Source organism: Rhizobium sp. NXC24, from assembly GCF_002944315.1.
Taxonomy (GTDB): Bacteria; Pseudomonadota; Alphaproteobacteria; order Rhizobiales; family Rhizobiaceae; genus Rhizobium.
In genome coordinates this window covers 780,668-798,297 of record NZ_CP024311.1, presented here as the reverse complement: position 1 = coordinate 798,297, position 17,630 = coordinate 780,668, and the positions used below count along the sequence as shown (strand labels likewise).

Annotated in this window: 16 protein-coding genes and 1 pseudogene; 11 read left to right on the top strand and 6 right to left on the bottom strand. The window is 61.0% G+C overall.

Annotated features, from left to right (window positions below; genetic code table 11):
- Positions 1 to 30: 30 nt before the first annotated feature.
- From NXC24_RS03905 to NXC24_RS03895, 3 genes are all read left to right on the top strand, one after another.
- Positions 31 to 732, top strand: a complete 702-nt coding sequence (locus tag NXC24_RS03905; protein ID WP_104822106.1) for a L,D-transpeptidase — start codon at positions 31 to 33, stop codon at positions 730 to 732.
- 325 nt (positions 733 to 1,057) lie between these two features.
- Complete coding sequence (locus NXC24_RS03900) at positions 1,058 to 1,726, top strand: porin family protein (protein WP_104822105.1); 669 nt, start codon at positions 1,058 to 1,060, stop codon at positions 1,724 to 1,726.
- Between the two features lie 76 nt (positions 1,727 to 1,802).
- The gene (locus NXC24_RS03895; protein ID WP_104822104.1) at positions 1,803 to 2,150 is read left to right on the top strand and encodes a hypothetical protein; all 348 of its coding nucleotides are present in this window, start codon (positions 1,803 to 1,805) and stop codon (positions 2,148 to 2,150) included.
- 59 nt (positions 2,151 to 2,209) lie between these two features.
- Here NXC24_RS03895 and glcF read toward each other — a convergent pair whose 3' ends face one another.
- The 3 genes from glcF to NXC24_RS03880 form a co-directional block, all read right to left on the bottom strand.
- Positions 2,210 to 3,529 (bottom strand): glycolate oxidase subunit GlcF, encoded by a 1,320-nt coding sequence (gene glcF / locus NXC24_RS03890; RefSeq protein ID WP_104822103.1) that lies wholly within the window; start codon positions 3,527 to 3,529, stop codon positions 2,210 to 2,212.
- Between the two features lie 166 nt (positions 3,530 to 3,695).
- Positions 3,696 to 4,895 (bottom strand): FAD-binding protein, encoded by a 1,200-nt coding sequence (locus NXC24_RS03885; protein ID WP_104822102.1) that lies wholly within the window; start codon positions 4,893 to 4,895, stop codon positions 3,696 to 3,698.
- Positions 4,892 to 6,331, bottom strand: coding sequence for an FAD-linked oxidase C-terminal domain-containing protein (locus NXC24_RS03880; protein WP_104822101.1), 1,440 nt, complete (start codon positions 6,329 to 6,331; stop codon positions 4,892 to 4,894). The genes NXC24_RS03885 and NXC24_RS03880 overlap by 4 nt, the downstream gene beginning before the upstream one ends.
- A 122-nt stretch (positions 6,332 to 6,453) precedes the next feature.
- On the opposite strand from NXC24_RS03880, the gene NXC24_RS03875 reads away from it, so the two are divergent.
- Together NXC24_RS03875 and NXC24_RS03870 are read left to right on the top strand one after the other, a co-directional pair.
- Positions 6,454 to 7,350: a LysR family transcriptional regulator gene (locus NXC24_RS03875; RefSeq protein WP_104822100.1), complete on the top strand. Its 897-nt coding sequence runs from the start codon at positions 6,454 to 6,456 to the stop codon at positions 7,348 to 7,350.
- A gap of 35 nt (positions 7,351 to 7,385) precedes the next feature.
- Complete coding sequence (locus NXC24_RS03870) at positions 7,386 to 7,949, top strand: O-acetyl-ADP-ribose deacetylase (RefSeq protein WP_104822099.1); 564 nt, start codon at positions 7,386 to 7,388, stop codon at positions 7,947 to 7,949.
- Between the two features lie 74 nt (positions 7,950 to 8,023).
- Here NXC24_RS03870 and NXC24_RS03865 read toward each other — a convergent pair.
- Positions 8,024 to 9,188 (bottom strand): annotated as a pseudogene (locus NXC24_RS03865) (adenosylhomocysteinase).
- Positions 9,189 to 9,300: 112 nt separating this feature from the next.
- On the bottom strand, positions 9,301 to 10,203 hold the full coding sequence (locus NXC24_RS03860) for a LysR substrate-binding domain-containing protein (RefSeq protein ID WP_104822098.1): 903 nt from the start codon (positions 10,201 to 10,203) through the stop codon (positions 9,301 to 9,303).
- Positions 10,204 to 10,467: 264 nt separating this feature from the next.
- On the opposite strand from NXC24_RS03860, the gene NXC24_RS03855 reads away from it, so the two are divergent.
- The 3 genes from NXC24_RS03855 (at position 10,468) to NXC24_RS03845 (ending at position 13,348) form a co-directional block, all read left to right on the top strand.
- Complete coding sequence (locus tag NXC24_RS03855) at positions 10,468 to 10,965, top strand: NUDIX hydrolase (RefSeq protein ID WP_199773561.1); 498 nt, start codon at positions 10,468 to 10,470, stop codon at positions 10,963 to 10,965.
- 99 nt (positions 10,966 to 11,064) lie between these two features.
- Positions 11,065 to 12,600, top strand: coding sequence for an inorganic phosphate transporter (locus NXC24_RS03850; protein WP_104822097.1), 1,536 nt, complete (start codon positions 11,065 to 11,067; stop codon positions 12,598 to 12,600).
- Positions 12,601 to 12,610: 10 nt separating this feature from the next.
- Positions 12,611 to 13,348 (top strand): 16S rRNA (uracil(1498)-N(3))-methyltransferase, encoded by a 738-nt coding sequence (locus tag NXC24_RS03845; RefSeq protein ID WP_104822096.1) that lies wholly within the window; start codon positions 12,611 to 12,613, stop codon positions 13,346 to 13,348.
- Positions 13,349 to 13,374: 26 nt separating this feature from the next.
- On the opposite strand, the gene NXC24_RS03840 is transcribed toward NXC24_RS03845, so the two are convergent.
- Positions 13,375 to 13,986 (bottom strand): LysE family transporter, encoded by a 612-nt coding sequence (locus NXC24_RS03840; RefSeq protein WP_245463926.1) that lies wholly within the window; start codon positions 13,984 to 13,986, stop codon positions 13,375 to 13,377.
- A gap of 243 nt (positions 13,987 to 14,229) precedes the next feature.
- Here NXC24_RS03840 and NXC24_RS03835 point away from each other — a divergent pair, with 243 nt between their 5' ends.
- The 3 genes from NXC24_RS03835 (at position 14,230) to NXC24_RS03825 (ending at position 17,627) form a co-directional block, all read left to right on the top strand.
- Positions 14,230 to 15,603: a glutamate--cysteine ligase gene (locus NXC24_RS03835; protein ID WP_104822094.1), complete on the top strand. Its 1,374-nt coding sequence runs from the start codon at positions 14,230 to 14,232 to the stop codon at positions 15,601 to 15,603.
- 134 nt (positions 15,604 to 15,737) lie between these two features.
- Entirely contained in the window at positions 15,738 to 16,619 is an 882-nt protein-coding gene (locus NXC24_RS03830; RefSeq protein WP_104822093.1) for a DUF937 domain-containing protein, read from the top strand.
- 129 nt (positions 16,620 to 16,748) lie between these two features.
- Positions 16,749 to 17,627, top strand: a complete 879-nt coding sequence (locus tag NXC24_RS03825; RefSeq protein WP_104822092.1) for an aldo/keto reductase family oxidoreductase — start codon at positions 16,749 to 16,751, stop codon at positions 17,625 to 17,627.
- Positions 17,628 to 17,630 lie beyond the last annotated feature (3 nt).

The following is a 17,630-nucleotide window of genomic DNA, read 5'->3' as shown; positions in this document are numbered from 1 at the left end:
CTGCCGGCTAACTCGAGAGGGGAATGACGGATGAAATCAATACTACCGGTCGTGGCGGCGGCGGGCATGGTTATGTCGTGCCTTATGGCGGCATCGGATGCGGCAGCTTTTAGCGCCTCTGCACCGCATGTCGCACAGGTAACGCGAACCGATGTGATCCGCGTGGCAATGCAGCCGCAGGGACAGGTCAAGCCGCAATTTCAGCGGCGGATCGTGCGGCTTGTAACCAATGAGGCACCGGGCACGATCATCATCGATACCAACAATAAATATCTCTACCTCGTTGAAGGCGACGACCGGGCGCGGCGCTATGGCATCGGTGTCGGCCGCGACGGCTTCGGCTGGTCCGGCGTCGTCAAAATCGGCCGCAAGGCTGAGTGGCCAGGCTGGACGCCGCCGCCGGAGATGATCGTTCGCGAAGCCAAGAAGGGCCATAAGCTGCCCGCCTATCAGGAAGGCGGCGAAGGCAACCCGCTCGGCGCCCGCGCCATGTATCTCTATCGCAACGGCAACGACACCGCCTTCCGCATCCACGGCACCAACCAGCCCTGGAGCATCGGGCTCAACATGTCGTCCGGCTGCATCCGCATGATGAACAAGGATGTGGTGGATCTCTACGACCGCGCTCCCGTCGGCACCAAGGTCATCGTCGTCGGCCCCGGCAACAAGCAGGGCGAGGTCAGCTACGACGATCGCGGCATAGACCTGTTGCGGACGATATTCGGCGGCTGAGCAGCGCGCACTTCCCAATCACGACGTTTCGGCATGGCGGGACGTCTGATCCCCCTCTATCACTATCGTGACATCTCCCCCACCTCGGGGGGAGATGGTGACGTATGTCGCTCCCTTTTGACCGAAACGTACTCGTCCGACAACACGCACTGTGGCGCAGGTGTAACATCCCCAAACTTATCGCGTCCGGCGCCCGGCAAACTGCCCTTTTGGTTCAGTTTGGTGTCAGCTTTCCCGCCTAAGCCACTCCGATCAGGCGACGTTGCAATAGAACTGTCACATAAGCACGTTTAGATAGCGACACTTTGCCAGTTGGGGATTTTACATGCATCGCGCATTTCGCATCAGGCAGCCGGCTGTGGCCGCGCTTGCGATTTCAGCTTTCGTCTTTGCCGCCGGCTCGGCTTCGGCAGAGATGCAGTTTTCGGCTTACGGCGGCTTCCAGGGCGCAACCGGCAACAACGTCAAGACGTCTGACGGGGCTGATTTCGATCCCAACTGGTCCGGCAAATCCTTCAAGATGCCGCCCTATTTCGGTGTCCGCGGCATCTGGTGGCTGGACGAATTCAATCAGTCGAACTGGGGTGTCTCGCTCGACTACACCCATGCCAAGGTCTATGGCGATCTTGGCAATACGCCCGGCTGGTCGCATTTCGAGTTCACCGACGGCCTCAATATGCTGACGCTGAATGCGCTCTATCGCTTCCAGGATCCGAGCCGCAAGTGGACGCCCTATGTCGGCCTCGGCGCCGGCATCAACGTGCCGCATGTCGAAGTGACCCGCGCCTCCGGCCGCACCTTCGATTACGAGTTCGGCGGCGCATCGCTGCAGGCGCAGGCTGGCATCAGCTACCAGCTCAGCCAGCATTGGGCGACCTTCGTCGAATACAAGGGCAACTACAACTTCGTGAACGTCCCGATCGACAGCGGCGCCAACCTGAAGACCGATGTCTTCACCCATGCCATCGATTTCGGTGTGTCATTCAACTTCTAAATAACGTGGCCACTATAGTTGCCGAAACCCCTAAATCTGTTCCGATTTAGGGGTTTTTGTAGTAGACAATAGGGGCATGAGCTTTTCCTATTACCGATGTGACTGGATCCATCCGGAAAGCGCGGAGCCGGTCATTGTCTATTACGAAGTCGACACCGAGGGAGACGTTCCTCGGCTTATCGACGTGTTTGCCGACGGCAGCAGGGAATGTCTCTCCATTGCCGATCTCTCCGGCCGGATGTGCGACAGGGCGGGTCTCAGCAGTCTCGTTGAAGGTTCATTCTATGACGGCGTTGCCGGATTGGTCGACGGTGTCTTTATTGAGGAAGGGCAGGACCGGATAAGCCTGACGCTTATCGGCGCCGACAAATTCGAGATGGAATGGCGGGCACATCGGCCATCGCCGTCGAGGCGGCTGCACTAAGCGCTTCGGCTTTTCACCGATCGGTCGGCAGGCCGCTTCCCACTTTTCCTGTTGTTGTCCTAAGCGGCCGCCAGCTTGAACCCTTTCAGCTTTGCCGGCATCTCGCCGCCATAGGCCCAATCCAGCAATTCGACCGTGTGCAGGATCGGCATGTCCGTTCCCGTCGCGATCTGCGTGATGCAGCCGATATTGCCGGTGGCGATGATATCAGCCTTTGTCGCCTCGAGGTTCCTGACCTTGCGCGCCTTCAGCTCGCCGGAGATTTCCGGTTGCATGATGTTGTAGGTGCCGGCCGAGCCGCAGCAGAGATGCCCTTCCGCCGGATCGCGCACGGTAAACCCCGCTGCCTTCAGCAGCAGTTTCGGCGCCATGGTGATCCTCTGGCCGTGCTGCATCGAGCAGGCGGAATGATAGGCGACGGTGATGCCGCGCGGCATATGCGAGGGCAGATCGAGGCTTGCGAGATATTCGGTGATGTCCTTGGCGAGTGCGGAGATTCGTGCGGCCTTGTCCGCATAGGCCGGATCGAGTCGCAGCATATGGCCATAGTCCTTGATCGTCGTGCCGCAACCTGACGCCGTGATAATAATCGCATCGAGCCCACCGGCTTCGATCTCGCGCATCCAGACATCGATATTGGCGCGGGCACCGGCCAGCGCCTGTTCTTCCCGGCCCATGTGATGCACCAGCGAACCGCAGCAGACCTCGCCCTCCGGCACCACCACTTCGACACCGAGACGGGCGAGAAGCCGTATGGTCGCCTCATTGATGGCGGGATCGAGCACCGGCTGGGCGCAACCGGTCAGGATCGCCACCCGCCCACGCCGCTCCGCCTGCGGCTGGTGCCGTCCGGGCTTGGCAAGAGGTGACGGCGCCGGGATGGAGCGTGGTGCAAGATCAAGCATGGCAACAAAGGGGTTCAACCCCGGAATGCGCTTCATCAATCCCTTGAAGGGTTGGCCCATACGAGCAAGCTTGAGCGCCAGGCGGAACCGGCCGGGATACGGCAGGACCGCGGCCAGCACGCTGCGTGTCAACCGGTTCATCACCGGTCGCTTGTAGGTCTTTTCGATATGGATGCGGGCGTGATCGACCAGATGCATATAGTCGACGCCGGAGGGACAGGTGGTCACGCAGGCAAGGCAGGAGAGACAGCGGTCGATATGCGTTACGACCTCGGCGTCGGCAGGCCTGCCGTTTTCCAGCATGTCCTTGATGAGGTAGATCCGGCCGCGCGGGCTGTCGAGTTCATTGCCGAGCGTCACATAGGTCGGACAGGTGGCGGTGCAGAAGCCGCAATGGACGCATTTGCGCAGGATCGCCTCGGATTCGGCGACATGTGGATCGGCAAGCTGGGCGGGGGTGAAGTTGGTTTGCATCAGGCTGTCCCTACCTTCGCCCCAGCGGGGAGAAGGGGAAACGTGCCTTCCTCCCTCGTTTTTGCCGGCGAGAGAATCGAGGAATCGCTGCAAACAAGGTCATCCCCTCTCCCCCGCGGAGAGAGGGTCAAAGTGAGGCGGTGCCGAGCAAAAGATTCCATCCACATCATCCCATCTTCCCCGGATTGAAAATCCCCGCAGGATCGAACTTCTCCTTCACACGCGCCGACAGCAAGGCCACGGCCTCGGGCTGCGGCTGAAAAGACGGCGTTGTCGCCCGAGCGGCCGGTGTTGCGCGCAGCAGCGTGGCATGGCCGCCGCCGAGCGCGTGGATATAGCGACGCACCAATTCACCCTCCGGCTCTGCCTCCATGCGCATCCAGACCAAGCCGCCTTGCCAATCGTAATAGGCGTCGACGCCCGCTTCGAGGCGCAGCGCCGCGACGAGCTGATGGCCGATGCTTGGAGCGACCGAAACGCGCCAGACAGGGCGCATCGTGTCGTCGGCGTAGGGCTTCACATTGCGGATCTCTCGCCACAGACGGTGGCTCTCCGCTTCGGCAAGCCGCGTCACGGGGCCAAGCCGACGCATGGCAGAGGCCAGTTTCTCTGCCCTCACCGAGACGGAGCCAGCCAAACCTTCCACGCGCAATACCGTCGCCGCCCCTTCCGGCAATTGGTTGTCCAGAAACGTCCAGGAGACGGTCAGCGGCAGATGCGCCGCACCGGATACGTCGACCGGCAGCGCCATGGCCGCCGCCATTACATTTGCCGCCTCGGCATCGTTGAGGCCGGAAACGATGATCGTCTCTTCCGTCTTCGGGCGCGGCGGCACGCGGAAGGTGACTTCCGTCAGCAGGCCAAGCGTGCCGTGCGAGCCGGCCATGAGCTTGACGAGATCGAGGCCGGTGACGTTTTTCATCACCCGCCCGCCGGCCTTGACGATCTCGCCTTTGCCATTGACGAAGCGGACGCCGAGCAGGCTATCGCGTGCGGCTCCGCTTACGAAACGCCGCGGACCTGAGACATTTGCGGCGAAGACGCCGCCGATCGTCGGCTCGCCATCGGTCGCCATCAATGGCCGGTGGTCCATCGGTTCGAAGGCCATCATCTGGCCGTTTTGCACCAGCGCCGCCTCGATTTCGGCAACCGGCGTCCCCGCTCGTGCGGTCATCACCATCTCACCCGGATTATAGGCAACGATACCGGTAAGCTCAGACGAACGTAGCGTAGCCTCTGCGGCGAAGGCGTTGCCGAAACCGGCACGGGTGTTGCCGCCGACAATGGCCAATGCTGCGCCACGTGCGGCTTGATCGCGGATGATGGCTGCAGCCTCGCCTTCCGTCTTCGGCAGAAATTCTCTCATACGGCGTTGCGCCCATCCAGCGGGAAGACTTTAGAGGGATTGAGGATCCAGCCGGGATCGAACGCCGCGCGCACGGACATCATCTGGGCGAGATCGGCCTCCGCATATTGGTGTCGCATCAGGTCACGCTTCTCGATACCGACGCCATGCTCGCCTGTCAGGCAGCCGCCGGCATCGACGCAGAGCCGGAGAATATCGTTGCCGGCTGCTTCCGCCCTGGCGGCGTCCTCGGGATCATTGGCGTTGAAGAGGATCAGCGGATGCATGTTGCCATCGCCGGCATGGAAGACGTTGGCGACCCGCAGGCCATAGTGATCGATGATTTCAGACGTCTTCTTCAGGACATAAGAGAGCTGGCTGAGCGGCACCGTGCCATCCATGCAGATATAGTCGGCAATGCGGCCGGTGGCGCCGAAGGCGGATTTGCGCCCCTTCCAGATCAGCGCAGCCTCGGTCGCCGACTGGCACTCGCGTACCGTCTTCACCTCATGCGCGCGGGCGATCTCGACGATGCTTTTCAGCATATCGTCCATCTCCGCTTCCGAACCCTCGACCTCGACGATCAGCAGCGCGCCGACATCCAGCGGATAGCCGGCATGGGCAAAAGCCTCGCAGATCTCGATCGCCGGCTTATCCATGAACTCGATGGCGACAGGAATGATGCCGGCAGCAATGACGTCGGCAACGCAGGCGCCCGCCTGCTCCGAGGTGTCGAAACCGAACAGAACCGGCCGCGCGCCTTCCGGCTTGGCAATCAACCGCACCGTCGCTTCGGTGACGATGCCGAGCTGACCTTCCGAGCCGCAGACCAGTCCCAGCAGATCATAACCCGCGGCATCTAGGGCCTTGCCGCCAAGATCGATCACCGTGCCGTCGGTCAATACCAGTTTGACGCCCAATAGATTGTTGGTGGTGACGCCGTATTTCAGGCAGTGGGCCCCACCGGAATTCATTCCGATATTACCGCCGATGGTGCAAGCGAGCTGCGAGCTCGGATCAGGTGCATAGAAGAAACCATCCGCCGAGACGCTTTCGGAAATATGCAAATTGGTAACGCCGGCCTGCACCGTCGCCGTGCGGTTGGCGAGATCCACGTTAAGAATGCGGTTCATCTTGGAAAGGCCGAGCACGACGGCATCTTCCTGCGGAATAGCCCCGCCGGAGAGCGACGTGCCGGCGCCACGCGGCACCACCGGAATACCATAGCGATGACAATATTTCATCACGGCCGCGACCTCGGTCGTCGAGCGCGGCAGAGCGACGGCGAGCGGCATGCGGCGATAGGAAATGAAAGCGTCCGTTTCGAAGGGCATGAGCTCGCGCGGCTCATGGACCAGACATTCCGGGGGCAGGAGATCAGCGAGGTCTGCGACGATCTCGCGGCGACGGGCAAGGACATCGGCGCGCGGCGCCAGAAATGAAATGGCCTCTGCCATGGCGTTCTCCTCTTGCACCCGAATATGGACGCCCCTCTTTTTAACGCCATATCACGCTTACCACTTACCCGAAATTGGCGTAAATGATAAGCATTTATGCCAAAATAGGAACAAATAGCGCGATGACCAATCTTGGCGATCTTGAAATCTTTGCCAGTGTCGTCACGACCGGCAGCATGTCGCTCGCCGGTCGCGTCCTTGGCTTTTCGCCGGCCGTGATTTCCAAGCGAATCAAACGGCTGGAGGATCGGCTCGGCACACGGCTTTTGCAGCGCACGACGCGGCAGATTTCGCTGACAGAGGCCGGCCAGGGCTTTTACGACCGGGTGCTTGCCATCCTCGCCGGACTGGAGGAAGCGGAGGCCTATATTGCCGGCCGTTCCGCGCAGATGCAGGGCACACTGAAGATTTCCGCCCCTACCTCGTTCGGCCGGCTGCATATCGCTCCGCATCTCAAGGCATTCATGCAGGCGTATCCAGATCTCGCGATCAATCTGGTGCTGACCGACGAGTTCACCGATATCGTCGGCGGCGGCTTCGATCTCGCGATCCGCATTGCGGAGCTCACCGATTCCAGTCTCGTGGCACGGCGCCTGGCGCTGGTGCGCCGCGTGCTCTGCGCCTCGCCAGCCTATATCGCTGCCCACGGCATGCCGGAGGATATCGAGGATTTGCGGCGCCACACCTGCCTGCCGCCGCACAATAACGATCCCTGGCGGCTGGATGGGCCGAAGGGCGCGCTGACCTTCAGGCCCGAAGGCAAGCTGATCACCAATTCCAGCGAAGTGATCCGCGAAGCCGTCATTGCCGGCCTCGGCATTGCGCTGCGCTCCACCTGGGATGTCGGCCCCGAGCTTAAAGACGGCCGTCTGGTACAGGTGCTGCCGGCTTATGAAGGCTCGCACAGCGTCACGCTCTCGGCCGTCTATCCCAGCCGTCAGTTCCTGCCGGCAAAAGTGCGTGTCTTTATCGATTTCCTGGCGGAACTTTATGGGCCGGTTCCCTATTGGGAGCGATAGACGGCCACTACCTCATCCCCTTGGAGAGCGTCATCATGTCTGCCTTTGAAACCATCCGCTCCGATCTTTCCGCCGCTTCGAATACACGCTTCACCATCATTCTCGGCGACATCACCAAGCTCGACATCGATGCCATCGTCAACGCGGCAAACAGCAGCCTGCTTGGCGGCGGCGGCGTGGATGGCGCGATCCATCGTGCCGCGGGACCGGAACTGGTGGCGGAGTGTCGGATGCTGAACGGTTGCAAGACCGGACAGGCAAAGATCACCAGGGGATATCGCCTGCCGGCAAAGCATGTGATCCACACTGTCGGCCCGGTCTGGAACGGCGGCGGGCGCGGCGAAGACGATTTGCTGGCAAGCTGCTATCGCAACAGCCTACGCCTTGCCACCGATCACGGTCTCAAGACCATCGCCTTTCCGGCCATCTCGACCGGCGTCTACCGTTTTCCCGCCGAGCCCGCAGCCATGATCGCGACGCGCAGCGCTGTTGCCGAGAGCATGAGCGGCGATTTCGATGAGATTATCTTCTGCTGCTTTGGCGACGAAATGGCTGAGCTCTACGACCGGCTACTGCCTGATGCGCTGGCGAAGACTTAGAGCGGTTCAGCGTTTCATAGAATCGGTTTCCCGCTCTATCCTTTTATTTTACCCATTCCGGACAGGCTCGGCACTCATCGCGCCAGATCGAGATAGGCAGATGCCACCATGGCGTCGATATCGGTCGGCACGGGAATGACGCAGGCTTCCTTGCCGAGACCGCCCTTTGCCACGCGTTCCAGGCAACGGGCCTGCAGCGCGAAGCCGAGATCCATAGATTCGACTGTATTGCCAAGGGGGGCGCGGGCCGGCGAGGTTGGCCATGTGGCCTGCACCGAGGATGTGGAAGGCGCGCCCGTCCCGCATGCGGACGGTCTCGATATGCTCGGCTTCGTAACGATCGATGCCGGCGACATCGGGACTGGTGCGGAAGGCTTCAACATCGATCTCGTGCGGGAAGTGACCACCGTTCATCAGGATCGCGCCATCCTTGATCAGTGGCAGGTCCGCAGCGGTGACGATGCCGGGATAGCCGGTGACAGTGATGAGGATATCGGCGGAGCGAATGGCTTCGGCGCGCAGGGGCGTGACGAAGCCGTCCAGATGCGCTTCAAGCGTCGTCACCGGATCGATATCGACCACGCTGACGGTGGCATAGGCGTTGCGGAAACAGGCGGCCGTGCCCTTACCGCAGGCGCCATAGCCGAAGACGGTGACACGCTTGCCATTGGTCGAGCGGTTGGTGAAGCGCAGATAGCTTTCAAACAGGCTTTGGCCGACCGCATGCTTGTTTTCGGCGAACTGCTTAATCGGACTATCATTGATGACGAGGATCGGCATGGCCAGCCTGTCGCGCATCGGCAGCAAGCGGGTGCGACCTGACGTCGTCTCCTCCGTACCGCCCACGAGCTTGGCATAGGGGCGCTCAGCGGCCCGCGCAAAGAGATCGCCGCCATTGTCAAGCAGCAGGTCCGGCTCTTCCGCCAGGATGGCATCAAGGCTGGCGCCGTGCTCGGCGGCATCGGTGGTCTGGGTGGCGAAAACGGTGGTTCCCTGCGCACGCAGATAATCCACGGTTTCCGGCTGGGTGCTGTTGAGATTGCCGGTGCAGACGAGGCGGGCACCGCCGGCATGCAGCGTCATCAACAGCGCCACCGTCTTCGGCTCAAGATGGATGCCGGTTCCGATCGTCAGGCCGGCAAAGGGCCTAGTCTCTCGGAATTCCGCCGCCGTCGCCGCAAGCAGGCCGCAGCTTCGGGTAACCCAATCGATACGGGAAAGAGAGGAAGGTTGGTTCATAACGCACTCCTGACGGCGGTCTGTCGTGCCTCGATCTCTCATGGGAAATGACAGGCTGTCTATGGACATTGGAATGCGCGATAGGGCAGAAAAAGTGCCATATGCACGAGGTTTATCTCGCCCCTGCTCCAACCAACCAGTCCGCCAGCCTGACAAAAGCCGCGCCCTTGGCGTCGCTACTGCGGATGCTGAGGCTGTATCCGGCGGGTCTTCGAATGAAGCCATAGGGCGCCACCAGCGCGCGGCGATCGATATCGTCAACAACGGCCGTGCGCGGGGCGATGGCGACACCAACGCCGGAGCGGGCGGCGCCGATCGCCAAAAGCAGATCTTCGAATTCGCGAGTGCGGGCGAAGCGAGCTGGCACATGGCCGCTCTCGGCAAACCAATCGTCCCAAAGGCGGGACGCGGAACGGCTGGTCAGGGCGACGGCTCCGGCGAGAGCTTCCACGCCGACGGCAAGGCCGAGGCGGGCGGCAAGGTCCGGCGTCGCCACCGGGCCGAATTCATCTTCCATGAAGCGGATTGCAGTGATGTCCCGCGCCGGCCGATATTCGCCGCCCATGATCACGGCGTCGAAATCCGGATGGAGCGCCAGCGATTCGACTGTCGCCATGGGGATGATATCGACATCGACGTCGGGAAGAGCGGCTTGCAGGTCGGCAATGCGTGGCATCAACCACCAGACGGCGAAGGCGGAGGGAACGCCGAGGCGAAGGGTCCGGCGCTCACCGGCCGCAAACTCGGCTGACGCTCGCGCCAAAATGCCAAAGGCGATGCCGACGGAGTCGGCAAAGGCCCTGCCCTTCTCCGTCAGCACCAGGCGGCGGCCATCACGCTGGAACAAATCAATACCAAAAAATGTTTGAAGTACGGCAAGTTGCTGGCGTACAGCGCCGCGCGCGACACCGAGTTCGTCAGCGGCCTTCAGAATGCTACCGCGACGAGCAACGGCATCGAAGGCGCGCAGTGCGTTCATCGGCGGGAGACGTTGCGGCGGAGAACGTTCGGACATAACGGAGATTTAGCTTATTTGCCGGTATGATAGGAAGAGTTATAGAGCGATTACGCCATCTGCGGCATGGGAATAGCATTCGATGTCGTTTACAGCATAATCACTGGCGAATATCAGGGACCGATTCCTCATATTTTTATCTATTGAGCACTCAACGAAAGTGTGTGGAAATACCATATAAAGTCATATGGAATGCACAATTTTTCCATGTAATGCTAATATGCAGATGATTCTAAACTCGAACTTTTAAAGGTGACCCGACCCTTGGCCATTCTCGCCCGTATCGCAAATGATGTGCAGCTCATGTTCCGGCGTCCGCCGCGACAGCAATATGCCGCGCTCTGCTATCGAGTGAGAAAAAAGACGGGTGAGTTGGAACTGCTGCTGCTGACCAGCCGCGATACCGGTCGCTGGGTGATTCCGAAGGGCTGGCCGATGCCGGGCAAGCTGTCGCATGAAGTCGCGGCTCGCGAAGCCTTCGAAGAAGCGGGCGTGCGCGGCACTGTGGAAACCGAGCCGCTGGGCGCCTTCAGCTATGACAAGGTGCTGAAGGACGGCATCCAGGTGCCCTGCCGGGTTCAGGTCTATGCGCTCGATGTCAGCGATCTCGCCAAGAATTTCAAGGAAAAGGGCGAGCGCACGATCGAGTGGGTTTCCTGCAGCGAGGCGGCCCAGCGCGTGCGCGAGCCGGAGTTGCGCGACATCATCCTCGCCTTCGAGCGGCGAATGACGGCAAGACTTGTCACAGCAGCGGCCCAATAAGCCGTAACATACTCCCATCACACTATACTGAAATAATTACCAGACATTGCGCGGCCTGCCGGGCAGCGTAAAACTATATATTTCGACTCAGAGAATGGCATGCCCGACCGACCGGCGAAACTGACAAAAAGGACGCTAGACAAGGACCTCGACAAACTCACCTATGTCGAGGATGCGGCCTATCATGTCACGAAACGGCTGGTCGCTCCCGGTATCGGCCTGATCTTCCTCGGTCTCGCCATGATCTTCGCCGGCATTCACATGCTGAACCAGCCAGGCGCGACGCTGGCCATCGCCGCCGTGGCACTCGCCGGCTACATGGCCATGAATATCGGTGCCAAGGACGTCGCCAACAATGTCGGCGCGGCGGTGGGCGCGCGTGCCATCACCATGACGCAGGCCCTGATCATGGCGGCGATCTTCGAAATTCTCGGCGCCGTCATCGCGGGTGGACCGGTCATCAAGACCATCTCCTCGCATATCATCGATACCGACCGCATCATCACCAGCGGCAAGCTCGCCTGGCTGATGATGGCAGCGCTGCTGGCCGCCGCGCTCTGGATCAACTTCGCCACCTGGCTGAAAGCACCGGTTTCGACCACCCACACGATCGTCGGCGCCGTTGTCGGCGCAGGAGCGGCCGCCGTCGGGCCGGAGATGGTCAATTGGCGCGTGTTGGGAGCCATCTCCGCCGGCTGGGTCGTCACCCCTTTCCTCGGTGGCACGATCGCCGCCGGCATTCTGTTTTTCATCAAGACCTTCATCATCTATCGCGACGACAAGATCGCGGCCGCCAAATACTGGATTCCCATTCTGATCGGCCTGATGGCCGGCGCCTTTACCGCCTATCTGGTACTGCAGCTCGCGCCCAAAGACACCGTCGCGGGCTTCTCGACCATTACGATCGGCGTCGTTGTCGGTTTGGCGATCTGGTTTTCTGCAAGGCCGCTGGTGGCGGCGCAGTCCGTCGGTTGCGAAAACAAGAATAGCTCGCTGCGCAAACTGTTCCGCCTGCCGCTGATCTGTTCGGCGGCGCTGATGTCCTTTGCGCATGGCGCAAACGACGTCGCCAACGCCATCGGGCCGCTGGCGGCGATCATACGCAGCGTCAGCCTGGGAGGCAGTCTCAGTGTCGTCGGGGGCGCTGCGGGATATACCGCGCCCTATTGGGTCGTGCTGATCGGTGGCTGCGGCATTTCCGTCGGGGTGCTGCTTTACGGTCCGCGTCTGATCCGCCTCGTCGGTGAGCAGATCACCAAACTCAACCCGATGCGGGCCTATTGCGTCGCGCTGTCGGCCGCTCTCACCGTCATCGTCGCCTCTTGGTTCGGCCTTCCCGTCAGCTCCACCCATATTGCCATCGGCGCGGTCTTCGGCGTCGGCTTCTTTCGCGAATGGTACACCAGCCACTCGAAGCGCCGCCTCGCCTATATGCGAAGGAAGGCGGAAACCTCGGGCATCGCATGGGGCGAGATGGTGGAAGCCGACGAGCATAATCCAGACGAAATCCACCGCCGACGCCTCGTGCGCCGCTCGCATTTCATGACCATCATCGCCGCCTGGGCCATCACCGTGCCGGTCTCGGCCATGCTTGCAGCCGCGGTATATTGGGCTATGGTCGCGCTCTTCATTTAAGGGATTACCCATGCGCGCCAATTTCCGCATGCAGCGGCTGTACGTGGTTTCGGATATCAAAGCGAATGCCGGCATCGAAGCCGACCGGGATCAATTCAACTATCTCGCCAATGTGCTGCGCATGGAGGACGGCGCCGAGCTGTTGATCTTCAACGGCCGTGACGGCGAATGGAAGGCCGGCGTTTCCTTTCCCTCGCGCAAGCGCATCCTGCTGACGCCGATCGAGGAAACGCGGCCGCAGCCAGCCCCTTCCGACCTCTACTATCTCTTCGCGCCGCTGAAGGTCGGACGGCTCGATTATCTCGTGCAGAAGGCGGTGGAAATGGGCGCCGGCCTGCTGCAGCCGGTGATGACGCAGCATGTGCAGGGCAAGATCACCAATCTCGACAAGCTCAAGGCCAATGTCATCGAGGCGGCCGAGCAATGCGGCATTCTCGGCATTCCCGATGTGGCGGAGCCCCTAAAGCTTGCCGATCTGCTGGCACGCTGGCCCAGGGAGCGCCGCATCATCTATTGCGATGAAGGCGATGCCGGACAGAACCCGCTGCCGCTCCTGGCGGAGATCAAAGAGAAACATCTCGCACTGCTGGTCGGCCCAGAGGGCGGATTTTCGGAAGAGGAGCGCGCGCTGCTGCGCAGCCTCGATTTTGTCACCGCCATTCCCTTGGGCCCGCGGATATTGCGCGCCGATACGGCGGCGGTAGCGGCCATGGCGGTCATTCAGGCGGCGATCGGGGACTGGAACTAGGGCTTCTTCAGGTCCAGATCGGCCTTTCAGCCGGCCAGCGCCAGCGCGGTCGTGACGATCAGCGTAGCCGCCAGGAAAATGTTTACGATGCGCGAAATGGTGGGGTTCTGAAGGAACCGCGACAGCGAGGTCCCGACCAGCAGCCAGCATAGATGAATGACGACAATCATCATGCTGAGCAGCGTTATCTTGATCACCACGTCGAGCGTGCGCTGATCCTTGAAAAGGCTGACGCCGGCAAAGACGGCGGCAATCGCCAGATAGGCTTTGGGATTGGCGACCGCCAGCAGAAAGCCGCCGGTGAAAGCGGGCGTGACGGCCTGATCACCGCGGCGGGCGAGCGGCGGAGCCATGGCGATCCTCAAGGCCAAATAGACGATATACACGGTGGAGACGACGGTTAGCGCCGACGCGCCATACGGCACCGAGAACAGGATTGCGACGACGCCGACCGCGACAGCCAGCAGCACGACGACCGTGCCGGCAATGAGACCACTGACGTAACCGATCGACCGGCGGAAACCATAGGCGGCGCCGACTGCCGTGGCGCTGATGGTGGATGGGCCAGGACTGCCCATGATGACCAGGGACGCCAGAAGCAGCGTCAGGATCGGATAAAGGCTGGTCAGCTCGAACATCGGTATGCCCTCAGTCATCAATAGAGGGGCAAGACTATTTCCGATGTGGCTAGGCGTCTTGAACGCTTGTGCAAGCGTGTCCGATATCGGCTACCGCCCCAGCGTCACTTCCAGGCCCCAAATCCTATTTTTTTGAACTGCTCTTGAAAGAAATTCACTTGCACCGTACCTCATTCCGCGTCAATCACCCTTCCTATTGGCCTGCGGCTTGCGCGGGCCTCCTTCCGAGATCAAGGTAATACCATGGCGCGCGATACCACCGACCAGACTCCGCTCTCTTCGGTCTCGGACATGACGGCCTATTTGGCGGCCGGCAGCAAGTCGAAGGAGCAATTCCGCATCGGCACGGAACACGAAAAATTCGTGTTCTTCCGTGCCGACAACAGCCCTGTGCCTTATTTCGGCGATGCCAGCATTTCCGCGCTCTTGAAGGGCCTGCAGGAAAAGTCCGGCTGGGATCCGATCATGGATGGCGACAATATTATCGGGCTTGGCGAGCCGACCGGCATGGGTGCGATCTCGATAGAGCCCGGCGGCCAGTTCGAACTGTCCGGCGCGCCGCTCGAAACCATCCATCAGACCTGCAAGGAATCGAACCAGCACCTGGCGACATTGCGCGAAATCGCCGAGCCGATGGGCATCCGCTTCCTCGGCATTGGCGGCAGCCCGAAATGGACGTTGGCCGAGACGCCGCGCATGCCGAAATCGCGCTACGACATTATGAGCCGCTACATGCCGAAGGTCGGCACGAAGGGTCTCGACATGATGTACCGCACTTGCACGATCCAAGTGAACCTCGACTTCTCTTCGGAAGAGGACATGCGCCGCAAGATGCGCGTATCGATGAAGCTGCAATCGCTGGCGACAGTGTTGTTTGCCTCCTCGCCCTTCACCGAAGGCAAGCCGAACGGCCTCTCCTCCTGGCGCGGCGACATCTGGCGCGATACCGACAACCGCCGCAGCGGCCTGCTCGACTTCACCTTCCGCGACGATTTCGGCTTTGAAGACTACGTAAAGTGGGCGCTCGACGTTCCTATGTATTTCGTCGTCCGTGACGGACATTATCACGACTGCACCCATGTCACCTTCCGCCAGTTCATGAACGGCGCGCTGAAGGGCGAGATCGCCGCCTGGGAGCCGACGATGGGCGACTGGACCAACCATCTCTCCACCCTTTTCCCCGACGTACGCCTCAAGCGCTTCCTGGAAATGCGCGGCGCGGACGGCGGCCCCTGGCGCCGCATCTGTGCATTGCCGGCCTTCTGGGTCGGCCTGCTCTATGACGATGCAGCCCTTGCCGCCGCCGATGAGCTCACCAAGAACTGGACTTTCGAAGAGGTCAACGCATTGCGCGATGTCGTGCCGGTGCAAGGCCTGAAGGCCGGCATCAAAGGCCAAAGCCTGCTGGATGTGGCACGCGAAGTGGTCGGCATTTCCCGCACCGGCCTGAAGAACCGCGCCCGTGTGAACGGCGATGGCCAGGACGAAACGGTCTTCCTGGCGCCGCTCGACGAGGTGCTCGCCAAGAAGGGCACGCTCGCCGATGATCTTTTGATGCTCTATCACGGCCGCTGGAACGGATCGGTCGAGCCGGTCTTCGAGGAATATCAATACTGACAGCCGGATTCGGCTTGGATTGTTGCGGCGCACACCGGCAGAAACCGGTATGCGCCGTCTTTTTTCCCGCTATACTATCAGGATTGCATGCCTTCTGATTCCGAAGCGGCATGATTGCGAGGAAAGGGACTTCGATGCTGCCACTCTTCGACATGATGATGCAGGCACAGAACGGCGCCGCCACGGAGGCGATGGCCAAGCAGTTCAATCTCGCGCAGGAACAGGCAGCGAAAGCCATGGCGGCGCTGATGCCCGCCTTTTCCTCGGGGTTCAAGCGCAGCGCGACGAACCCCTATAATTTTATGGGTGTGATGCAGGACATCACCTCCGGCAGCTACGCCAAATATTTCGAGGATATGAGCAAGGCCTTCACGCCTGAGGGCGTTGCCGACGGCAACACCGTGCTGGCCCGCCTGTTCGGCTCCAAGGACGTGTCCCGCGCCATCGCCGAGCAGGCTGCGCAGATGACCGGCATCGGCCAGGAAATCTACAAGCGCATGCTCCCCGCCATGGCCGACACGCTGATGGGCGGCCTCTTCAAGGAAACCAGCGGCCAGATGCCTCAGATGGCCAATCCTTTCCTCAATACGGCGATGGGCGATATGATGCAGAATTGGCTGCAGACCATCGGCTTTGCACCGAAGCAGCAGCCGACGCCGCAGGCGAGCATCTTCGACAACCCGTTCACGCAGGCGATGGAACTGATGTTCGGCGCGCAGCAGGTCGAGCGCGAAAAGCCCGCCGCCGCCAATCCTTTTCTCGACAATCCCTTCGCCAAGGCATTCCAGGATATGATGCGCAACTTCCCGATGCCCTCCGAGCCGCCGAAGGAAGCGCCAAAGGCCAAGCCGGCCAAGCCCGCCACACCCGGCGTCGACATGGCCGCCTATACCGAGATGTTCAACGCCATGTTCGACAGTGGCCTGGAAGTGCAGAAGAGCTATCAGAAGAACATGGAAGCGATCTTCGATCACTATATGCCGGCGAACGATAAGCCTGCACCGAAACAAGGCTGAAGAGCGAAACCCATTCGTAGGCGATCCGTTCGCCACTGTTCGCAATTGCGCACAACCCGTGCGGATTGCACCCCGTTTTCATACACTCCGAGGGCATCTATTTCTATTTCATCTTGAAAGGAGATAGTCATGTCAAACATCGAACGATCTGGCAGCTTTACCCTCGGCGACCGCCGCGTCAAACGGCTCGGCTATGGCGCCATGCAACTTGCAGGCCCCGGCGTGTTCGGCCCGCCGAAGGATCACGATATGGCGGTGGCGGTATTGCGGGAAGCGGTTGCTTCCGGCGTCAACCACATCGACACAAGCGACTTCTATGGCCCGCATGTCACCAACCGGCTGATCCGCGAGGCGCTCCATCCTTACCGCGACGATCTCGTTATCGTCACCAAGATCGGTGCCCTGCGCGGCAGCGATGCATCATGGTTTCCGGCCTTTTCCCGCGAAGAAATGACCCAGGCAGTGCACGACAATCTCCGCAATTTGGGGCTGGACGTGCTCGACGTCGTTAACCTTCGCATCATGTTCGATATTCATCACCCAGCCGAAGGATCAATCGAAGCGCCATTGACGATCCTGGCTGACCTGCAGCGGCAGGGCCTGATACGTCATATCGGCCTGAGCCACGTCACGGCCAAACAGGTGGCGGAAGGCCAAGGGATTACCGAGATCGTCTGCGTGCAAAACCAATATAATCTGGCGCATCGGGACGACGACGCCTTCATAGACGAACTTGCCCGCGACGGCATCGCCTATGTGCCGTTCTTTCCGCTCGGCGGCTTTACCCCGTTGCAATCCTCCACCCTCTCGGATGTTGCCGCCCGCCTCGGCGCCACACCCATGCAGGTGGCGCTGGCCTGGCTGCTGCAACGCGCGCCAAACATCCTTTTGATCCCCGGCACCTCCTCTCTCGAGCACCTGCGGCAGAACCTTGCCACCGCCGAGCTCGTGCTGCCGGATCATGAGATCGCGGAGCTGGACCGGATCGCAAGCGTCGGCGCCGCGTAACGG

Coding starts and splice junctions, on each gene's coding strand:
- NXC24_RS03905 (WP_104822106.1), top strand. CDS start 31: ATGAAATCAATACTACCGGTCGTGGCGGCGGCGGGCATGGTTATGTCG.
- NXC24_RS03900 (WP_104822105.1), top strand. CDS start 1,058: ATGCATCGCGCATTTCGCATCAGGCAGCCGGCTGTGGCCGCGCTTGCG.
- NXC24_RS03895 (WP_104822104.1), top strand. CDS start 1,803: ATGAGCTTTTCCTATTACCGATGTGACTGGATCCATCCGGAAAGCGCG.
- glcF (WP_104822103.1), bottom strand. CDS start 3,529: ATGCAAACCAACTTCACCCCCGCCCAGCTTGCCGATCCACATGTCGCC.
- NXC24_RS03885 (WP_104822102.1), bottom strand. CDS start 4,895: ATGAGAGAATTTCTGCCGAAGACGGAAGGCGAGGCTGCAGCCATCATC.
- NXC24_RS03880 (WP_104822101.1), bottom strand. CDS start 6,331: ATGGCAGAGGCCATTTCATTTCTGGCGCCGCGCGCCGATGTCCTTGCC.
- NXC24_RS03875 (WP_104822100.1), top strand. CDS start 6,454: ATGACCAATCTTGGCGATCTTGAAATCTTTGCCAGTGTCGTCACGACC.
- NXC24_RS03870 (WP_104822099.1), top strand. CDS start 7,386: ATGTCTGCCTTTGAAACCATCCGCTCCGATCTTTCCGCCGCTTCGAAT.
- NXC24_RS03860 (WP_104822098.1), bottom strand. CDS start 10,203: ATGTCCGAACGTTCTCCGCCGCAACGTCTCCCGCCGATGAACGCACTG.
- NXC24_RS03850 (WP_104822097.1), top strand. CDS start 11,065: ATGCCCGACCGACCGGCGAAACTGACAAAAAGGACGCTAGACAAGGAC.
- NXC24_RS03845 (WP_104822096.1), top strand. CDS start 12,611: ATGCGCGCCAATTTCCGCATGCAGCGGCTGTACGTGGTTTCGGATATC.
- NXC24_RS03840 (WP_245463926.1), bottom strand. CDS start 13,986: ATGTTCGAGCTGACCAGCCTTTATCCGATCCTGACGCTGCTTCTGGCG.
- NXC24_RS03835 (WP_104822094.1), top strand. CDS start 14,230: ATGGCGCGCGATACCACCGACCAGACTCCGCTCTCTTCGGTCTCGGAC.
- NXC24_RS03830 (WP_104822093.1), top strand. CDS start 15,738: ATGCTGCCACTCTTCGACATGATGATGCAGGCACAGAACGGCGCCGCC.
- NXC24_RS03825 (WP_104822092.1), top strand. CDS start 16,749: ATGTCAAACATCGAACGATCTGGCAGCTTTACCCTCGGCGACCGCCGC.